This is a genomic window from Sulfitobacter sp. SH22 (genome assembly GCF_965641905.1).
Lineage (GTDB): Bacteria > Pseudomonadota > Alphaproteobacteria > Rhodobacterales > Rhodobacteraceae > Sulfitobacter.
The window spans coordinates 3,450,665-3,469,859 of the sequence record NZ_OZ282573.1 but is presented as its reverse complement, the minus strand read 5'-3'; the positions used below and the strand labels follow the sequence as shown (position 1 = coordinate 3,469,859).

12 protein-coding genes, 1 pseudogene and 1 other annotated feature are annotated in these 19,195 nt (G+C 57.0%); of the genes and pseudogenes, 2 read left to right on the top strand and 11 right to left on the bottom strand.

What is annotated here, in order from left to right:
• Nucleotides 1–43: 43 nt before the first annotated feature.
• From ACSQ13_RS18860 to ACSQ13_RS18810, 11 genes and pseudogenes are all read right to left on the bottom strand, one after another.
• Nucleotides 44–981 (bottom strand): annotated as a pseudogene (locus ACSQ13_RS18860) (IS3 family transposase); the annotation flags it as partial.
• Nucleotides 578–694, bottom strand: a sequence feature (AL1L pseudoknot). (Overlaps the previous pseudogene by 117 nt.)
• A gap of 326 nt (nucleotides 982–1,307) precedes the next feature.
• The gene (locus tag ACSQ13_RS18855; RefSeq protein WP_295512714.1) at nucleotides 1,308–2,321 is read right to left on the bottom strand and encodes an IS110 family transposase; all 1,014 of its coding nucleotides are present in this window, start codon (nucleotides 2,319–2,321) and stop codon (nucleotides 1,308–1,310) included.
• 76 nt (nucleotides 2,322–2,397) lie between these two features.
• Nucleotides 2,398–2,607 (bottom strand): hypothetical protein, encoded by a 210-nt coding sequence (locus ACSQ13_RS18850; RefSeq protein WP_295512712.1) that lies wholly within the window; start codon nucleotides 2,605–2,607, stop codon nucleotides 2,398–2,400.
• Entirely contained in the window at nucleotides 2,597–2,827 is a 231-nt protein-coding gene (locus ACSQ13_RS18845) for a hypothetical protein (protein WP_295512711.1), read from the bottom strand. The genes ACSQ13_RS18850 and ACSQ13_RS18845 overlap by 11 nt, the downstream gene beginning before the upstream one ends.
• 362 nt (nucleotides 2,828–3,189) lie before the next feature.
• Nucleotides 3,190–4,851 (bottom strand): DUF6862 domain-containing protein, encoded by a 1,662-nt coding sequence (locus ACSQ13_RS18840; protein ID WP_295512710.1) that lies wholly within the window; start codon nucleotides 4,849–4,851, stop codon nucleotides 3,190–3,192.
• A gap of 218 nt (nucleotides 4,852–5,069) precedes the next feature.
• Nucleotides 5,070–5,408: a hypothetical protein gene (locus ACSQ13_RS18835; RefSeq protein ID WP_295512708.1), complete on the bottom strand. Its 339-nt coding sequence runs from the start codon at nucleotides 5,406–5,408 to the stop codon at nucleotides 5,070–5,072.
• The gene (locus ACSQ13_RS18830; RefSeq protein ID WP_295512706.1) at nucleotides 5,409–12,548 is read right to left on the bottom strand and encodes a two-partner secretion domain-containing protein; all 7,140 of its coding nucleotides are present in this window, start codon (nucleotides 12,546–12,548) and stop codon (nucleotides 5,409–5,411) included.
• 64 nt (nucleotides 12,549–12,612) lie between these two features.
• Nucleotides 12,613–13,038, bottom strand: coding sequence for a DUF2846 domain-containing protein (locus ACSQ13_RS18825; protein ID WP_295512704.1), 426 nt, complete (start codon nucleotides 13,036–13,038; stop codon nucleotides 12,613–12,615).
• 11 nt (nucleotides 13,039–13,049) lie between these two features.
• The gene (locus ACSQ13_RS18820) at nucleotides 13,050–13,853 is read right to left on the bottom strand and encodes a tetratricopeptide repeat protein (protein ID WP_295512702.1); all 804 of its coding nucleotides are present in this window, start codon (nucleotides 13,851–13,853) and stop codon (nucleotides 13,050–13,052) included.
• A 142-nt stretch (nucleotides 13,854–13,995) separates the two neighbouring features.
• Nucleotides 13,996–15,672, bottom strand: a complete 1,677-nt coding sequence (locus ACSQ13_RS18815; RefSeq protein ID WP_295512700.1) for a ShlB/FhaC/HecB family hemolysin secretion/activation protein — start codon at nucleotides 15,670–15,672, stop codon at nucleotides 13,996–13,998.
• Between the two features lie 23 nt (nucleotides 15,673–15,695).
• Nucleotides 15,696–18,173: a filamentous hemagglutinin N-terminal domain-containing protein gene (locus ACSQ13_RS18810; protein WP_295512698.1), complete on the bottom strand. Its 2,478-nt coding sequence runs from the start codon at nucleotides 18,171–18,173 to the stop codon at nucleotides 15,696–15,698.
• Nucleotides 18,174–18,278: 105 nt separating this feature from the next.
• On the opposite strand from ACSQ13_RS18810, the gene ACSQ13_RS18805 reads away from it, so the two are divergent.
• Together ACSQ13_RS18805 and ACSQ13_RS18800 are read left to right on the top strand one after the other, a co-directional pair.
• The gene (locus tag ACSQ13_RS18805; RefSeq protein ID WP_295512696.1) at nucleotides 18,279–18,764 is read left to right on the top strand and encodes an invasion associated locus B family protein; all 486 of its coding nucleotides are present in this window, start codon (nucleotides 18,279–18,281) and stop codon (nucleotides 18,762–18,764) included.
• Nucleotides 18,765–18,928: 164 nt separating this feature from the next.
• Nucleotides 18,929–19,183, top strand: a complete 255-nt coding sequence (locus tag ACSQ13_RS18800; RefSeq protein WP_295512694.1) for a hypothetical protein — start codon at nucleotides 18,929–18,931, stop codon at nucleotides 19,181–19,183.
• The last annotated feature ends 12 nt before the right edge of the window (nucleotides 19,184–19,195 follow it).

Below are 19,195 nucleotides of genomic sequence, written 5' to 3'. Positions count from 1 at the left end.
CAACTCCTGTCATCGGTTGTTGCGACGACCGATTGAATCCGCCTTGCGATCCGCGGTCGGAATGATGTATCAAGCCGCCGCCCTTTTCAGGGCTGCGCTGACAGATCGCCTGATTCAAGGCATCAAGCACAAAGGCTGTTGTCATCGACGTTGAGACCCGCCAGCCAACAATGCTGCGAGAGAAGACGTCGACAACAAATGCGACGTAAACCATGCCCTGCCATGTGGACACGTAAGTGAAATCGCTGACCCAGAGCTGATTTGGGGATTGTGCTTTGAATTCGCGGTTCACTTTATCGTCCGGACACGGCTGAGAGGCATCGGGGTTCGTCGTGATGACTGGCTTGCCGCGAACAACACCCTGTAATCCCATAACTTTCATCAAGCGTTCGACAGTGCATCGGGCGATGTCCTCGTTCTCACGGCGCAGCTGGTGCCAGACCTTTCTGGCGCCATAGCGGCCACGGCTTTCATCGTGAACGCGCCGAATTTCCACGCTGTCCGTTACGTCTTGGCGCGCCCTGTTTGAGGCGAGCCGGGGATCCCGCCTGATCGCCAAATTTGCATAGTAGGACGATGGCGCGACCGGCAAAACTTTGCAGATCGACCCGACACCAAAGTCCGCGCGATGATCATCGATAAACGAAATCATTTCCTGAACGGGCGGTCGAGTTCCGCCTGGGCAAAATACGCGGAAGCCTTCTTCAGTATCTCATTCGCTTGGCGCAGTTCCCGAACCTCTCGCTCAAGGTCTTTGATCCGGGCCTTCTCCTCACTGGTGAGACCGTTGCGGGCACCAGCATCGCGTTCAGACTGACGGCACCAGCCCCGCAAGCTATCTGGAGCACAGCCAAGTTTGGGCGCGATCGCCTGATAAGCAGCGTTGTCACTGCGATATTCCGAGCGTTGTTCATTGAAAAGCCGAACGCCGCGCGCGCGGAACTCAACTGTGTAAGACGGGGTGTGTTTGCGTTGTGTCATAGGGTTCATCCTTGGAGAGTTTTACTCTCCGGTAAACCCGGGGCGTGTGTGGATGCCCCCGGTTTTGCAAGTTGATTTTTCGACATTTTGGCTGGGCTTCAATCGGTCGTGTGTCAGGCCTCAAAGTTGTGGCCTTTATGACGCCACGGGCCAGTATGCTGTTCGGAAGACTGGATCCACATCGGTTCAGAGAGCTGTGACGCTCGAGCCCCGGGCCTGGGTTTTCCTGTCTTGAACTTTGAAGTCCGTGTCGCTTACTCCGTCTGTCGATCACCTTGCCCAGGCCTTGCGGCCTACAGCGTTACCCCGCGCCTCGCGACTCGGGATTACGCTATTCTATAGTCCTCGCCTTTTGTCGTCATGGCCCAAACCATCCGTGCCATCTTGTTTGCTAAGGCGGCCGCCGCAACCATTCGAGGCTTGCGGGCGACAAGGCTGGCAAGCCACCGGTTGGCGCTGCCGCCCCTGCGCACAACCCATCGGATCACGCTCATGGCTCCGATGATCAGCAGCTTACGGATGTCACATTGACCCATCTTACTGACAGCGCCAAGGCGGGTTTTGCCTCCCGTCGAGTGTTGTCGTGGGACGAGACCTAACCAGGCAGCAAAATTGCGGCCACTGTCGAATGTTTCGAGATCGGGGGCGAAGGCAGCTATTGCGCCAGCGGTCACTGGGCCGATGCCGGGCACCGTGCAAAGACGGCGTAACTCGTCATCCGTTTTCGTTGCGACTTCCAGTTCATCAGCCAGACGCGTGATCACCTTGGTCAGATCGCCGATCTGCTGCACATAAAGCTGCCCCATCTCGCGCACTGTTGTGGGCAAATCAACCTGCGGCCCATTTAGGGCTGCTTGCAGACGCTTGAGATGCACCGGGCCTTTTGGCGCGACCAGACCGAACTCCGCCAGATGCCCTCTGAGCGCATTGATTAGTTGTGTGCGTTGTCTCACAAAGCATTGGTGCGTCCGAAACGCCACGGCGCGCGCTTGTTTCTCAGCGCTTTTCACTGCAACAAAACTCATGCTGGGGCGGGACGCGGCCTCCGCAATTGCCGCTGCGTCGGCAAAATCGTTCTTTTGCCGCTTCACGAAGGGCTTCACATAGATCGCAGGGATAATGCGCACTTCATGGCCATATGCCTGCGCCATCCGCCCCCAGTAATGCGACGTGGCGCAAGCTTCCATCGCAACAATACAGGGCGTGTGATCCGACAAAAGCTGGATAAGCCGTGACCGCGACACTGATTTGTTGAAAACAGCGACGCCATCGATCTTGACGCCGCAAACTTGAAAACTGTTCTTGGCAAGATCGATCGCCAATATGCTAATCTCGGACATGGATGCCTCCCTCTTGGTGGTTACAACAAAACCATCTTGGCACAGTTGATGCCGTTGGGTGGGGGCATCCACCGCATCAGTTCAGTAACCCGAGGGCAGTTACAACAAAATACTTCTCCGCGGTCTGCCAAGCCCAAGTTTCGTCGGTGCAGAATTTTTCCAACTTTGATTTAGGTAACAAAATTTCGCAATCACCACCGCCGTGCCCGCCATAGGGAAAGCCGATACGCAAGTGACTGCCCTCATCGGCAATTAGAGAAAAACCCAGTGGTAAATCAATTTCCATTGAACAATTCCGCCATTGAAATGACCTTGACCTGATCGGTTTTCAACTGACCTGGAATAACTGCCTCTGGAATGCCGCCGGAGGTATATCCCCCGGGTATCCAATTAGCGTTTGCGCCAAGTTCTTTTCCTGCAGGAATTTGCACATTGGGCCTCTCAATAACGGCTACCTGAACATTGTCGAAATCGCCCGGGTTCAGGCCCAGTCTTTGTTCAACCACTCTGATGTCTCCCCCAGTGGTTTGATACAGACGGCTTGTCGATTTGGATCCTAAGCGGCCGCGGAGGCGACTGGCTGCAAACATGCCACCTCCCGGCTATCTGTCGTATTTTCTAAGCAGGTCCTCAAATAACATCTGTTCCGCCTTAACTGCCTCGAATTCCTCTTGGGTTATTTCATGAGTGTCTGTGCCCCCACCCTGGCGAGCCGCCAGAAATTCGAACAGATATCTTGAGCCTTCACGACGAACCTCCCACGTTGGTTCCTGGAAAAGGTCGTCTGTTCGGAGACGTGGTCGTCCCATAGGATAATAGACATCGCCAATCTTCTTTACGTAGGGCCCGAACTTGTTTTCATCCATCGCTATTTCCCCAAGACTTGCTTCGTCACGTCTTTGAAGGGAACTGTCCCAAGGTCCATCACCGCCTCAGGCACACCACCGCTTGTATAGCCGCCGGGCAGCCAATTGGCGTTGACACCTCCTTCGTTGCCCGAGGGGACGCGAAGGTTGGCAAAGTGCTCTGGCGCAATTTCGAGAATAGATACCTGTCCTGAAGTCAGGTCGCCGGCGTTTAGTCCCAGCGCGCGCTCAATCTTGGCTGCATCACCGCCGGTCTCCTGCATGATCCTCGCGAGTTCGGACTTTGGAAGAACAAAGCCACCATCCGGGCCTGCGGTTCCGTACTTCGAAATATTGACCGCCGGCGTCACGCGTACCGCCCCACTGCTGAACAAGCTCAGGTGGGCATCAATTTCGGCCTGCGAGAGATAGGCCGTTGGATCGGGACGTCCGAGTTTCGGCATGGCCACGATATCGGCTCGCGAAACAACTCGCCCCGCCTCGTCAACATAGCCAATGCCAGCCGTAGTCTCCACCAAATACCGGCCGGAAGCCGACTGCCCGACTGCCTTGTAAGTCAAACCGCTGGCTTCATCCAGAAGTCCTATAACCTTGTTCCCCGCTTGCAAAGTGAGCATGGCTCCGCCCGCAACCGGGAACATCGTCACCTGTCCGGTGAATTGCGTTCCAACCGCATCGACCGCCATCTTGGCCACTTCGGCCCGACAGAACGCATCCATCGCACAGCGCGCCGTCGCAGGCCCACCGAAGAACAATGCCGCAACGGCCGCGCCTCCCGCGCTGCCGATGTCTATCCCGTTGAGCATGGCGGCAAGGGCAGGATCGGAGCCAAATCCGCTGAACGCCCCGAGGATGCGGCCAGCATTGGCGTTGTCCTCCCAAAGGCGGTTGTAGCCATCGGAGGTTCCAAGATAGGAGTTCACAGCAAGCTGGGCGTCCCGGATCCCGGCAAGACAGCCCGAGGACAGTCGGTTTGCCTGACAGGCCGAGGCAAGCATTGCGTCTCGGAACCTGTCGAGCGTATTGATTTCGTTCAGGCGCGCTTCTGCCTGCAAACGCTCCTGCGCGCTGCAGCCGCCCGCAGTATCACATTGCGCAAGCAGGTCCTCGAGCGCGGCCTTTTCCTGTGCCTCGGCGTGATAGAGGTAGTTGTTCGCGACTGCCGAGGTGCCGACTGACGCACCGACCGAGACGTTTTCGGCTTTGCCGCCCGAGAAGAGGTAACCTGCCGCAAGACTTACTAGCTGGGCTTGATCCATCGTTTGGCTGTGCCAGCTATTGTAAGCCGCCTGATAGGCCGCATCGGTGCTGTCGCTGCCCCGCTCCGGCGCTTTCTGCATACCGGAGTAGACCGCCCCCGCAATCCCGCCTGCGGCTCCTGCGGCGCAGTCAGCGCCCTGAACTTCGGCAGCCACACAGCCTGCGAACCCGTGCAGTAGCACATGGCCCAGCGATCCCTCGCCGCCGCTGCCTTCCTTCGCAAACACGCCGCCGATCCCGGTCTGCGCATCGGCCAACCCAAGTGCTACAACCGAGTTGATGAACGCCCCCTTGAACGCATCACCAAAATTGCCGCCATAAGCCACGGTCTGAACACCGGCCTGCGCCATCGGGGCGAGGGTCAGGTGCAGGGCGACAAGAAGGGTCAGCAGGCGACGGATCATGGGCAGAAGGATAGCGGGGCGGCGGGCGGTTGGGAAGGTGGGATTGATGGCCTGCCCCGCCGCCTGCTGCCCTGGACCTTCACGCCGTCAAGCTGATGCGCCGTTGCCAGCCAGCTAACGCTTACGAAGAACTGCAAGATTTGCTCGAACGCGTGACGATTTAGCTGGAGCTGATTAACGTGGCAAAAGAGTTGGTGCGGGATCAAGCCAGCAACTTGTCATCGTTTGGCGCTTCCTTTCTCCAGTACTTCCTCCAAAAACTGAGCACCAAACAATCTGAACACCTCAAAATAAGAGACCTCAGTATCAGATGGGTTTAAGCGATTTTTTCGAACATGCGGCCCATTCTTGTATAGCTTCCCTTTATGGGGCTTGAGCGCGGCTTCGCACAATTCGTGTGGCACAACTGCATCCAACTTTTCCCGCTGCTGCTGCAAGACAATGTTCGGCATATTATCAAGCCAGTTGGCATACTTTTGATCTGAATAACCACGCAGAACTTTGGCTAGCAAGTCAGGCTCATCACGGCAAATCGAAGTCAGTTCCCAAAATTTCATCTACCTGCTCCCAATTGGAATTGGGTTCACTGTGTAACCAAGCCCTTCCCAATAACGAACCGTATTGTCCCACTGTTGCTGTGTAATACCAGCGCCATCACCAAAACGACCTGAGCCAGCATTGATGGTCACCGTATTGTTGGGGCCAAACCAAGCTTCGCCTCCTATCGCAGCACGATCACTTAGGTTGGTGTGAACAATATTTCCTCTTGGTGTCCCCGCTGGTGTATTTTCGAGTGCAATATTCACACCACGGTCATCGACTGTGTACAGGTAAGTCGTTGCACGATCACCGTGCGTGCCTTGTACCACATTATCAAATGTACCAGAGGTTCTGCTTTGAAGCCCTTGCGCCGAGCCAATCAAAACATCTTCGCCTTCCAGCAATGGGCGTGCCGGTGGCCGCAGTTCACCAATATCTGAAACCGTTACCCCCATTGGGACATCGCCTCTCACCCTCGGCACCAGCGCACCACGAGCCAACGCATACCCGCCTGCGGCATAGCCCAGCACGATGGTCTGCAGGACAGCGGGGGCCTGGGCGGTGTCGGTCAGGGCCTGGCGGAACTCTTCGTTCGAAAGCCCGCCGTTGAGATAGGCCAACGTGGCCGCATCGGCGTAATCCATACCACGCAGCGCCTGTTTCAGCGCCAACTGCTCGCCCGCATCCGAGATACCTGCATCGGTAAATACCGCAGCCCAGACCTCTGCCGTGCCCTGAACCTCATCCACCAACCCATGCCAGAGTTGTGTCGGGTCCGAAGTCAGCCCCAGCAGCCCGTCCAGAACGGTCTGCGGCAGCGACGACTTTTGACCGTAGATGTCGTGGCCCGCCGAAAGCGTCCAGTCGTAACGCGCGTCGGTGCCGGTATAGAGGAAGGCTCCGATCTCATAGCCGGAATCGCCGCGATCACCGCGCCCACCTAGATACAGATGACCGTGCTCGGCCTGGACATCATAACCGGCATAGGTATTGCCTGCCTGCATCAGGCGGCGCATCTCTGTTAGGTTTTGCCAGCCTACGCGCTCCAGCGCCACACGCGCGGCGTAGTCTGGGTGGTTCACTGACAGATGGGCCGAACACTTGATCAGCGCACAGGCCGCCGCCAGCGTCGCACGCTCCGCGTCTGACACGCCGTCGAGCGTGTCAAAATCGGCGTCGTCGATTTGCCGCCCGAGCATATCGCTCAGGATTTCCTTTTCATTTGCGTGTAGCTGTCGGTTGTTGATCATGCCCGACAGCGCAACGCTGGCCGCTGTCGAGACGTTCTGGGCCTCGCCACCAGAGAACAACCATCCTGCTGCGGCCCCGATCAGTTCGGCCCGCTGACGCTGCTGTTCGTCCGTGAGCGCCGTGCTTTCCAACCCGCCCGCATAAACCGCCTGCGCAATCCCGCCTGCGGCTCCTGCGGCGCAGTCAGCGCCCTGAGCTTCGGCAGCCACACAGCCTGCGAGCCCGTGCAGGAGCACATGACCCAGCGATCCCTCGCCGCCGCTGCCTTCCTTCGCGAACACATCCCCGATCCCGGTCTGCGCATCGGCAAGCCCAAGCGCCACGACGGAGTTGATGAAGCTGCCTTTGAACGCATCGCCAAAGCTGCCGCCATAGGCCGCGGTCTGGATGGTAGCCCCGATGGAGGCGTCAAACGCGCCCTCAAGCACACCAGCGACGGTGAGGTTTGAGCCAAACGCCGATGTCGTTAAACTTGGATCCCAAGCGGTGCCAAGGAGGGTACGTGTCCCAAGCTCATCGACGGCAGCGAATGCAGCATTACCTTGCGCCGCCAGGGCTTCGGCCTGAGGTTGCCCCATAGCCTTCAAATTAAGCGAGCTCTGCAGATAGCTTGTCCCTGCCGATATAGCGGCGTTCTTGAGGATTTGTCCCAGATCAAGATCGCCTGATACCGTACCGTTGGCGATGCCAACGGTTGACGACGCGGCAAAGGATGCGACAGCCTTACCCGCATGGGTCAGCGAGGTGACACCTGTAGAAGCGTTGGTGACGGTCAGCCCCTTCATGCCGACACTTGTCAACAAGTTTCCAAAACCCGAGGTCAGCGCAATGGTGAGCACCATGGTGAAGGCCGGGGAAAGGGCTTTGGTCTTGTCGTGGAAGTATTCGTCAAGCAACTTTTGGTCGAGTAGTACGAGACCTGCCAGTGCTGCAAGCTCCTCGGGATAAAGGTCCGCTACGCTGGCGCTAGCCTCGCCCGGCTTGCTGTAGAGTGTCAAGTTGGTGGTGCCGCCTACCGAGAAGGTGATATCACCATCCGCACTCAGCGAGGTCAGGATGGCGGTTTCTCGGTTGGACCGCTCGGTCTCTGTGGTGGCCAAGATCGCGCCGACCTTGCTTTCAAAAAACTCTTTGCGCTCACTGTCGATGGCCGCCTGAATGTTCAGATCACCGCCTACGTTCAGATTGAGGTCCCCCCCAGCCGAGAGCTTCGCCCCAATCAGGGTGGTATTGCCACCAGAAACCAGCGACAGATTGGCGGCCGCCAGCGCTCCCGTGCCTGTGGCACGGCGCGTATCCACAAGGTTTGAAGAATTAGAAGAGAACAAGCCAAAGAAGGTGGAACTGCGCGAGATCGCTTCGCGGCGGTTCACATCCGTAAAGGCTCCTGCATAGATATCCCCTTGAGTGGCCGAGATGTTGATATCATCCGCGCGGCTTTCAATCCGAGCTCCTGCCGTGGTCAGGTTACCTCCCGTGGATTCCAGGTCAATCGCACCCTTTGCAATCAGGTTTGCCCCCTGATTGGTCACACGAGTTTCTGAGAGCGAGTAGCTTTTTTTGCGGAACAAACTGCTCGAATAGGTCCGGTAGCGGTATTCCCGCACATCTTGCGCGGCAGAAAGCACCAAGTCCCCGCCTGAGGCCAGATCAATTGCACCACCGGCATCGATAGCGGTCCCCTCAAGGAAGGCCATGCCACCAGCCCGGCCAGTCACATCGCCCCCTGTCGTGATCCGGGTCCTATGCGCGCGCACATCCCACAAATCGGTGCCGTTGCGGGCATCGCCCACGTGATACTCGATTGCCGAGCGTGGAGCGATCAGGCGCAAGTCGCCTGTGGCCGTCATGGTCAAATCATTACCAACCTCGACACCTGTGCCGCCGAGCGACAGTGTCCCAAGTGTGTTGAGATCAAGATTGCCGCCAACAATGACCTCGGAAAGTTCCTGAGAGACCAGTGTCTGGCCGACGAGAATGCCCCAATTCTTCGCGGCCAATTCGCCAACAAGCGGATTTCTTGTGTCGGTAACCGTATACTCCCAGGCCCGCGGCGTTATGGCCAAGCCCGCTGCTCCAAACAGCGAAGCATTGCCAGGCGTATTCAGACTCACGGCCTCTGCCCCAAGCATGCCGCCAGCGACTAGCCGAATGTCCCCCGCTGCAACATCCACGCTGCGCAGGTTTGTGTTGCCCAAAGACGTCGTGTTGAGCAGCCCCAGAGCCTGAATGCTCCCATCCTCAAGCAGCAGGTTGGTCTTTGCGTTCAGCGTCAGATCCCCACCATTGGCCACCAGCTGGTTCCAGGGATAGTCGCTCCCGGCATTTTGAGTTCCGCCAGAGCCAAACCGCCAGGCCGTCGCCGCCAGGAACGCATCTTGTTCAACCCGATCGTCTGAGATCAGCGCTTTGCGCGAGGCCACACCATCAAGATAGGTTTCCTCGGCCTGGTATTGTTCAGTGCCCGTGATGACCCAGTTGGTTTGAGTGACTGGCACGGTCACATAGCTGCGGGCGTTGTAGCAGGATTGTCCCTTGCCATAGCCTGTGCAAGTATAGGTGTAGCGCACTTCCTGGCGCGTGCTCTGTACATCGCGGTACTCACCAACATCACGGGTCTTGGTAACCAACCGCGTGCGACGCTCATCCCCGTTGCGGCGGTTTTCAATAACCCCGGACGCATTGCTCACCACGTTTTCCGCGAGAGACAGCTCTGGGAAGGCCTTGTTGGTCAATGCCGCTGCCAAGGATTTTTCTCCCTCAACAACGCTGCCACGGGCGATGGCGGCGCCGCGCAGCGCATCACTTTCAGCTTCTTGCTCCAACACCTCACCCGCGCGTCGCATCGCATCGCCCAGCTTACTGTTGAGCGAAGCCACCAACGCCGTCTTCTGGCTGCCATAGCTTCCAAGTTGCGCGGTGAAGCTCGTGCTTAGAGCCGCAATCTCATCACGGATGCCCGTATCCGTGAAGGATGCCCGCACCAGTGCCGTGTTCAGCGCTCGCTCGGAGGTTGCCTGATTGAGCGATACACTGCGCGCAGACTGTGCGCGCGCATCAGCGGCATTCTTTAAGTTGACATAAGCGGTATTTGGCACCGTCACGTAATAGGCTTGTGTATATTGCCCTTTGCCATAGCCCACTGTGCGATAGCGACGCTCGCGCTTGGTCAAAAGCGCTCCATATTGGGCTTGGTTGGCTGCAAGCGCAGCTCTGTATGTCGCCTCTACAGCGGACACCGCACTGCTATACTCAGCGGTCACATCTCTGAGTGCTATGTTGAGCTCGGCCTGACGCTCGGTCGGAGTATCGCCCAAGCGCTCCTCCAATTCAGCCAGCTCAGAGCGAAACACATCATGGAACTCAGCAACTTCCCCGTCATGGGCTTCAATCCGGGCTCCGGCATCCGACCAGATCGCATTGATCTCTGCCTCCGCATCCTTGCGCAGAGTTTCCAGTTTGGAAGTATCCACCAGTGAGACATAGGATTGCACTCCGACAGAACGCGCCGCATCCTTGATGTCGGCACCGCTGTCTGAGCGGCGCAGCGCTTCCACGGCCGTCAAAAGATCGTTTTCCTGCAAAAAGGCGATATAATCCTCACCAGTTACTGATGTCGTTGTTCGCCCATTTTGCCCAAAGATGCTCTTGGCAAGATCACTATCAAGCTCAACAAGCTGCGCTTCTTTGGCGCTATCACGGGCAACCGATCCCGGAAGATCCGCGCCGTCGATTAGAACCGCCCCTGTTGTTGAGGTCAGGGTAAGATCATCCCCGGCAAGCAGACGTGCGCCAATCAGCGTCACATCTTTGCCAGCGGTGATGCGAATATCCTGCCCCACCAAATTTGATGTCGCCGTCGCAAGCACCGTGCCGTCATTCGTTACAGTTCTGTTGGTGGTATTGTAACAATAGGAGTCTTTGCCCGTGGTGCAGACACGGGCCGCCACTTGCGTTACTCGAAAATCATTCTCTAACCCGGTATAACTGCTCAGGCGCACCTGACCCGTCGCATCAAGCCGCAAATCTCCACCCGATGACAACAGCGAGCCTGTAAGAAGGAGATCACGGCCCGCAGCAATGTCGATATCCCCATATAGCGTCATGATCCGCCCTGGAGCGAGAACATTTTCTTGATCAACCCGCGTTGTGGTCGAACTCGTTCCCGTCGCGGTATAGGCAGAGGTTTTCAACGAATTGACCACATCCCGGCCTGCCGTTAGCGTGAGGCCAGCTGCCGCCGCCATATCACTGGCTTCATTGCGGATATCGACACCCGCCGTCAGCACCAGATCACGCCCCGCCAAAATCTCTGCCCCGTAGAAATCCGTGCGGTAGCCACAATTCTCGCCAGAACAGCCATCTGCGGCATCAAGGCGCGAACGCAGCGCCAGGTAAGTGTTGATGATACTCGCTCCCGCCAGCAGCCGCGCGTCTTGCGTGGCTGCAATCGCGCCACCCTCGTTGGTAATGTTACCAGTGCGCGCAGTCATCGACACATTTGTCCCCGTGGCAGTCGCACCTTTCTCGACATATTCCGCCACCAATTCATGACGGCTGGCGCGCGCGATCATCTCAGCTGCTACATCTGATTCAGGGCCACCCGCTGCAAGCTGTGCATAATAGGCTTGGATATATTGCTGTAGAGCCGGGTCAAAATAGATGTCGTATTCGCGGGCAATCTGGCGCTGCTGGCTGACATCCTCGCCCGCAATAACTGTCAGGTCGCCATCCGCCATCAAAAAGCCGGTATTGGTCAGCGTGCCCGTCGTTACATCAACGTTCACATTGTTGCCGGAGACTTCACCTGCAATGATCGCATAATCTGACGCCGTAATCTTGATGTCGCCAAGGGTTTCGATCACACGACCATCATAGAGCGTAAATGCCCGCCCATTGAGCGTGACGTCCCCGCCAGCCGTCAGGTTACCATATTGGCGTAGCTCGGAGCCTGAGAGGGTCACCGAGTTGTCTGCCTCAATATCCTTGTAAAAGAGGTTGCCACCAGATGACGCGTTTAATGAGCGCCCATCCGTTGCGCCGTAAAGATTGATCCCTTGCCCCGCTTCAGGGTTGCGGATGGTCACGTCTCCGCCTGTCAACCTGCCCCGTTCACTCGCATCAATGGCAAAGGGCGAGGTCTTGGCGGTCGTGCTCGGGGCGGCCACGATGGGGGATGCTGAAAGGTCCGTCCCATTCAACCCCTGTACCCGTTGGGCACCGCCTGACACCAACAGGTCGTTGTTCGCACCTTGCCCAGTGGTCACCACGGGCCCAGTCAGAATTACATGGCGCCCAATCAGAGCGCCTTGTGCACCGGGCAAGAAGCCTTCCGGCCCGATGGTCACGGTCCCTTTGGTGACGGATAGGTCGACACGCGACCCGCTGACTGTGGGTTTACCAGTCGTCAATGTAGAGCTCGTGGTGTTCAAAAACGCGCAGCCGTTACACACAATGCCATTGGGGTTTGCGACAATCACGGCCGCTTTCTGGCCAAAGACTTCGGTCTTGCCTGTCATTGACGAGGGAGCCGTTCCAGTCACCTCGGCGACAATCGTGCTCGCCGGACCCGACACCATCAGGTTTGGATTGGCAGTCACGTTTTGTCCGATAACGCTCACACCGTTTGAACGGGAGTTGTTCAGGATGAGGCCGTTATCGCCGACATTGAACTCGGTGAACTTGTTGAGAGAGACACCGCTTTGCGGTGTCTTGATATTTACCTGCGGCGTCCCATTGCTCGTTTGCAAAAACGACGTCCCTGGAGCCGACGGGTCCACGATGATGTTTTGAGCAAATGAGGCAGAGACCGAACTCACAACAATCGAGGCCGATGAGATAATCGTCACAAAACCGTGCAGGGCTTTATGAAGGTGACTCGCCGTCTTTTTGCTCAAATTCATCATGTGTCTTTCCCCATTCACTTTCTCAAAAAAGACCTGCGGAACATATTCGACCGCTTCGGTATGTCTAGCCTTTCAGCTTGGCAACTTTAGGCGCAGCCTCAGAAGCCGGAACAACAACAAGCTTTGCTCCCCCAACGACAATCCCTGCTGAAATAGAGCACCGGACATATGCCGTTCCCCCTTTGGGGACTGAAACTTCCACTGCCTTTTCTGTAAGTGTTGTGGCGCTCACGCGGTGCACGCCAGGCGCGACTTTAACTGTCGTTGCCTGCCCGGGTGCACAGGTTCCAGCTTGCTGACCATCCACAAAAACCTTGGGCTGAACTGCCAGGCCCGTGTAGGATGTGCGATATATCACCAGACGTGTTTCACCGTCAGAACTCTGTGCGGCAAGCGTCGTTGGGACAGAGGTCGAGGGTGCTGGCGTATCACAGCCTGCAAGGGTAAAAAAACCCAAACCGATTATGGTAGATTTTAGAATATAGTTCATGTCACTTTTCCTCACTCATTTCGCTGTGCCTCAGCTGGTCGCCAGGCCTTTGCTCGCTTCTGCGCTAATGTAATCTCTTCTGCACTCATCCCGACCTCTACGCTTGCACGGGCCGCCGCAGCCTCTGGGTGCCCTAGGGCTACCGCAACGTTAAAATTCTTGTGTGCCTCAATCAGATCGGGTTCGCCTGCGACCCCAGACATCTGAATTTGACCCAAAGCAAACAGACCGGCAGGATCACCGCGCGCGCCGGAGCGTTCCAACAGCGCCACCCCCGCCGCCACATCGCGTGCCAGATACTTGCCTTCAATCAACCCGGCCGCAAGCGCATTCATCCCAGCAACATGGCCCAGATTGGCCGCCACCCCAAACCAGGCATAGGCCTTGACCTCATCCTGACCAATGCCGCGCCCCTCAAGCAGAACCGTCCCACAATTGAACGCTCCATTCACGTCGCCAAGCTCGGCCGCCGCACAGACCAGCGCCGCGCCTTCTACGTAATTTTGAAGCACACCGTTGCCTTGAATGCTCAATACGCCCAAGCGGTTCTTTGCGGGCGCAGATCCCAAATCGCTCGCCGCACGGTACAGTCCAACTGCGGCCTGTAGATTGGCCCCGCCGCCAATGCCAAGTTCCAGCATCCGCCCAAGATAAAACGCCCCGTCTGGGTTCCCCTCATCAAAAGCGTCCTGAAAGGCCTCTAGCGCAGCCTCGAAATTTTGTGCGTCAAGGGCTGCAAGACCCTCCTTGATGTGAAGACTGTCTTCTTGTGCAAAGGCAGGCCCCGAAACCGCAATAAGAGCGCAAGCCGCCAATTGGAGAGCACAGGATCGAGCCGCGCAATAGATCAATGTCAAATACCTCAAAGAGTCTTTATCCTCAAATCTGCAACCCCAGATAACAAGGACGTGATCTGCCTGTCGAGTCGATTCGTGCTGGTCCAACGCTTTGTAGTCTTCAAAACGCCTTCACTGTCAGGCCCATGAATGCCTGGACCCCACCGAAGCGCTGTCCATTTTCGCTCTTGAGGGGAACTGCCAGTGTCCCGTTCAATGTCGTTTTGCCAACTTGTGCAGAGACTCCCAAGCCTGCGCTCAACATCGAGGTCGACTGGCCAGTTGTCCGTGCTTTGACAAAGCCTACATCCGCAAACACGAAAGGCCTGAGCCCACCCTGTGCCTCTCGAAATGGGTTGAGTTGCCTATCGCCAAGTGGCCTGCCCCAACCTCGCAGGTCAACCTTGCTGGCCGGGAAACTAAGTTCTGTCCGCAAATAAGTCCCGCTATCACCTGAGGCGGAAAAGCCTGTATAGCCGCGCACTGTATCCCAACCGCCAATGGATATTTGCTCATTGCTATAGAGCGGCCCGTCTGCCAATTGCCCCACAAGATATATCGACAGCTGACGCCCGCTGGTAAAGGGGCGGATATAGGTCAGGCGGGTTTCAAGCTTCTTAAAGTTTGCTCTTGGGCTTCCTGCCGGCAATCCCGGGGCATCCCAATCTGCCTCAAACAAACGCGTCCCAAAAGACAAGGATGTATCGGCAGAGATAACCGATTTTTCCAGACGGTGTTCATGGCGCAAGCCTAGCCGCATGGCCGAGCGTTTTTGTGGGGTCAAAGCCGCAATGTTGATGTATCGCTTGTTGCGGTACGTGCTGAGTGTTGCGTAAGCAAAGTATTTTGAGCGCGCACCGCGGTAGAGCAAGCGTTCTGCCGTCATATTGGCTGTGACCGTCTGGGCGAATAGATCCGAGCTGGCGGTCACTGGCGTCAGCTCTTCGGAATAGGAGCCATTTAGCGAGAAGAGCCAGTAACGGTACGGTAGGGAGATACCAAAGGCCAGTGCATTGCTGTTTTGTGAGCCGGAATAGCTCAGTGTCCAAGCGTCACTAACACTCAAAAGGTCGTCCGCCTCAAGGCCAAAGCTCAATTGGGTCCGCCCCGTGGCTTCGCTGCCGCGATTGTTGAGGCCAAAGCTCCCGCGAATGGGGTCTGTCTTTGTCTCTGTCAGCAAGATGCGGCTCGTGCCCGGTGCGTCGCCCGCGGCAAGATTGGCATTGACCTCAGATGAGCGCAGGCGGTTCATCTGCTCCAAGCCATGTTCCAGATCACGCAATTGAAACACATCCCCGGGTTGCTGGGGCAAGGCCCCTTTTAGTTTGTGCGCCGACCCAGGTCTGGCAGTCCCAGTCGCATCCGTCTGTTGAAAAACATAAGTCTCAATGCGCCCCTCAAGAACTTCGATCGTCAGGCGCCGCGTGCTGATATCTTGCGCCGGAACATAGGCACGGGTGGTGATATAGCCCGCATCGGCGTAGCGCGCCGTGAGACGGGCCAGGAGATTGGTGATGCTAACCTGCCCGAGGCATCGGCCCGAGAACGCGGCTAGAATTGGGCCGACGTCGGCCTCGGTGTAAATGGTGGTGCCCGTCACCGTAATCGCTTCGATCGGAAAACAGGGGATCTCAGTGACGGGTCCCTTGGCGTCTGGCGTGGTAATCTCCTGGCCTGCAGAGGTGCGGGCCAGTTCTTCCACCTGGCGCTGGCGGCGGGTTTCCTCGAGAAGACGTGTGCCCGGATCATTCTCCTGGGCGATAGACGGCAGGGCTATCGTCGCAATTCCTAGCGCCATCGCGATATGTCTCAACCCCGGCATCAGTCGAAAACATTCCACAAGAGCCCGATTGGGCGGCGCTCGAATAACGCGGGCGGCGTGGGCGGCGTACTCTGGATTCGGGTTCCCGTGATGACCACCTCTCCTGTTGCAAACAGATCGGCCGCTCCCAGATCTGCGTCCCCGTCGATGGCAATATCCCCGCCCGTGCTTTGCAGGCTTCCGAAGCTGTAATCGCCTGTGAGGTAGCCCCGACGGCCTTGGAACCAGCCGGTCAGGCCTGCCGGGTGCTCGATCAGTTGTGCAGAGAATGCGGGCACAAATTCTGTTGTGGGTGCTGTGATCCTGATGCCACTGGCCCCGCTCAACGTCCCTGCCAGGCTGCTGACGGTCTCTCCCGCCGTGATGGAAAGCGCCTGAGACGCCGTGACCGTGCCGCCGACGAAGCGCAAGGAGGAGGTTCCGGAGGTGCGGCAGAGCCACTTGCAGGACTGGCGGAAATCCATCTGCCCGATCTGGCGGGCGTCACTCGTGATGACCCCGCTGGCATTCAGGGTGACGTTGGCCCCGGTGATATCCGCACCCGTGCTGCGGATGTTTTGCGCGGCTAGCGACACATCGCCAATGCCTAGGATAAAGGATTGCTCACCTGCAATGGCCTGCGCGCCAAAATCTCCCGAGACGCGCGTATTGCGGCTGCGCTTCAAAAAGAGCGACGACGCAAAGCGGGGTCCTTTGCTGTGCGTCACACTCAGAGGGGCGAGCTCTTGGGTGAAGAGGGTCTCGTTCAGGATGTCCCCCCCGGCCTGGATGGTGATCCCCGCATTCGAAAAGAGCCGTCCGGTCTCGTTGCGGACGTCCCCCACGGTCTCGATGTGCAGATCGTCGTCTTCGCCATAAGCCACGGCCAACCGGTCTACCGAAAGGCTTTTGTTTAAGAAATCACCCGCCGCATAGACGGTCATCCCGCCTTTGGACTCAGTCTCACCAGATGTCGTGGTTTTGCCCTGCAACAAACTGCCGAAGTTCAGGATATCAGCGTTGCTTGAGCGCATGGTGAACCCGCCATCCACGGCCACAAGCTCTGTGCGCGCCTGATCCACCTCGTCCGCCCCGAAACGTAGTTCTGCGCCATCCAGGCGGATATCGCTTTGTGCGGTCAAGGTGGAGGCGTCAAAGCTCAGATCAGCATTCGAAAACGCGCGAAAATCTCCGCCGATTTCACCCGTTGCCTCGAAAAATGCAATTGGCCCGTTGGCCGTCAGGCGGAAGTCATCTGTGATGGTCACATTCAAACCATCAAAGCGTAGAGTCCCATCAGCGGTCAGCACCACATTGCTGGTGCTTTGCGCATTCGGCAGATCGCCCGCATCTGAGACCAGTTCTGCAACACGCTCACCGTCGCTCTCGGACGTAATGTCTCCTGTGGCCGTCAAGGTCACCCCGCCGGAGGAAGCCAGTGTGTCAGAAGAGACTACACGCCCAGCAATACGACCCTGGCCAAGGTTAATGTTGCCCGAACGCGCGGCAATAGTCACGCCGCTCTCTTCCGAGGTAATTTCCGCGCGGGATGTATCAGCCGAAACCAATGCCACGCTCCCCGCCGTCACATTGACGGACCTTTGGGCCGTGATGCTGCTCTCCATGAGTTCCAACTGCCCTGTGCTGGTCAGGCGAAACCCGCCTGCCGAGGCCAATTGATCACCTGCAAAACGTACGCCCGCACCTTGATCCGTGACGGTCACACTGATCCGACCGGCATTCAGAGAGCCACTGCCCGTGATATCCACGATCACGGCATCAGTCGCGGCATTCCCTTGATCTGTGGTCAGCGCCCAGGGCAGAAGGCCGCTGCCGTCCTGTCCAAAGCCACCGCGCAGCCTGTCGAAACTGACCGTGCTGTCGCCTGTGATGATATTGGCATGTGAAGAGGCGTCGGGTAGATCAAATTGTAGGGGGCCATCAATGCGCAGGGATTTGGAAATCAGCGCCAGCTCTTCCATTGTACCGTTGAGCCCGCCGGGGCCAATGTCAATCGCCCCAGTTGTAACTGTGGTGGTCACCTGATCGGTGCTCGTGCGCCCCAGAACGCCTGTGGTCAAGGCCACATTGCCGGTGTTCTGGAACCTTCCGCCATTCACAGTGATGCCGTTGGGGTTAGCCACAATCACATCGGCCTTTGGTCCAATGACAGTTAGTGGGCCTTTAATGGTCGTGATATTGGCCGAAGTGACTTCGTTGAGGATCGTGCCTGCCCTGACAGTCTCATTGTTCAAATTGACCCCAGCCGTAGGCACTGAAAAACTGGAATATGTGTTGTGGCTGATCGAGGCTGCATTCGCAGGAGCGATATCCACAGTGACAAGGCCCGAGGCGCCAATGGTGATAGTCGTGGCGGTCCCGCCATCTGACGCCACGGATTGTGCTGCAAGAGAGGCCGGAAAAAGACTCGCTAGAAGCCCCGCAATCCCAAAGCCGCGATGGTACCGAGCAACACGAAGCACCGCCCTGATAGACATTTTACCGCCAACTCTATGTCCACCCAGCTGATACATATGGCCCTTGCCTTCAAAACCCGTTAAAGAACAGCGACACGTTTCTTACACTTCAAACGGGCAATCAAGGTGAAACTTCAGGCTCTGAAAATTTGGGTTGCGACTGTGACCTTGGCTGCAAGCGCCGCAATTGTGGTGGCTCAAGAGGCAGATACAACAGAACCCCAGATCTTTTCCGACTGGCGTGTGGCTTGTGATGAGGCGCAAACGTGCCGCATGGCTCAGACGATTGTGCAACCCTCGACCCGGCGGCTTATTCTGCAAATGAAAGTCTTTGGGGGAGAGGAGCCGACGCTTCTTTTATCGTTCCCATTGGGCATTCTGCTCAGCACGGGTTGGCAATATCAAATCGATGGCAATCGAAAGACTGTTTTACCCTTCGAGATATGCAATTCTCAAGGGTGCCACGCTGGCATAAAACTCACACCCCAACTACTCAAAGCGATGCAAAGGGGGAGTGAGATGAAAGTCACCTTCTTTGATGCGGGCCAAGACGAGGTTGAGCCAGTAATTTCCCTCATAGGCTTCACAAAGGCCTGGGAGGCGATACAATGAAGCGACGTACACTGCAAAGCTCAATGCAGGTCGGGTGACCCAAAGCCATTATGAAGGCAATAGTTGCACCCGTTTTGCGCCAAAGCAGAGCGATAAGCATTGACTCTCATAACCCGATCTCCGACACTATTCGTAACTTGAATCAACACATTTCGAGGTCTGACATGAAACACGCCAAATCTTTGACTCTTGCAACCGCTGGCTTGGCAACGTTGGCTTTCAGTAACGCCCCTGTTTTGGCCAAATCACCAATTGATCATTCCCTTGATCTGACCAATGCCGACATTGCGATGATGGACAAAGCGCTGCGCGTAAGCTGTGAACAGCCCGCAAACCGGGATTTCCACACCATTCTGAGCAGCTTTGAAGGAGATATAGAGGGCGACTTTAAGTTCAGCGGTTGTGGTAGCGCAATTTAGACGGCCCGTGAA

Excerpts from the sequence above, each read along its gene's own strand:
- ACSQ13_RS18855 (WP_295512714.1), bottom strand. The coding sequence starts at position 2,321 with ATGTCCGAGATTAGCATATTGGCGATCGATCTTGCCAAGAACAGTTTT.
- ACSQ13_RS18850 (WP_295512712.1), bottom strand. The coding sequence starts at position 2,607 with ATGGAAATTGATTTACCACTGGGTTTTTCTCTAATTGCCGATGAGGGC.
- ACSQ13_RS18840 (WP_295512710.1), bottom strand. The coding sequence starts at position 4,851 with ATGATCCGTCGCCTGCTGACCCTTCTTGTCGCCCTGCACCTGACCCTC.
- ACSQ13_RS18835 (WP_295512708.1), bottom strand. The coding sequence starts at position 5,408 with ATGAAATTTTGGGAACTGACTTCGATTTGCCGTGATGAGCCTGACTTG.
- ACSQ13_RS18830 (WP_295512706.1), bottom strand. The coding sequence starts at position 12,548 with ATGATGAATTTGAGCAAAAAGACGGCGAGTCACCTTCATAAAGCCCTG.
- ACSQ13_RS18825 (WP_295512704.1), bottom strand. The coding sequence starts at position 13,038 with ATGAACTATATTCTAAAATCTACCATAATCGGTTTGGGTTTTTTTACC.
- ACSQ13_RS18815 (WP_295512700.1), bottom strand. The coding sequence starts at position 15,672 with ATGGCGCTAGGAATTGCGACGATAGCCCTGCCGTCTATCGCCCAGGAG.
- ACSQ13_RS18810 (WP_295512698.1), bottom strand. The coding sequence starts at position 18,173 with ATGTCTATCAGGGCGGTGCTTCGTGTTGCTCGGTACCATCGCGGCTTT.
- ACSQ13_RS18800 (WP_295512694.1), top strand. The coding sequence starts at position 18,929 with ATGAAACACGCCAAATCTTTGACTCTTGCAACCGCTGGCTTGGCAACG.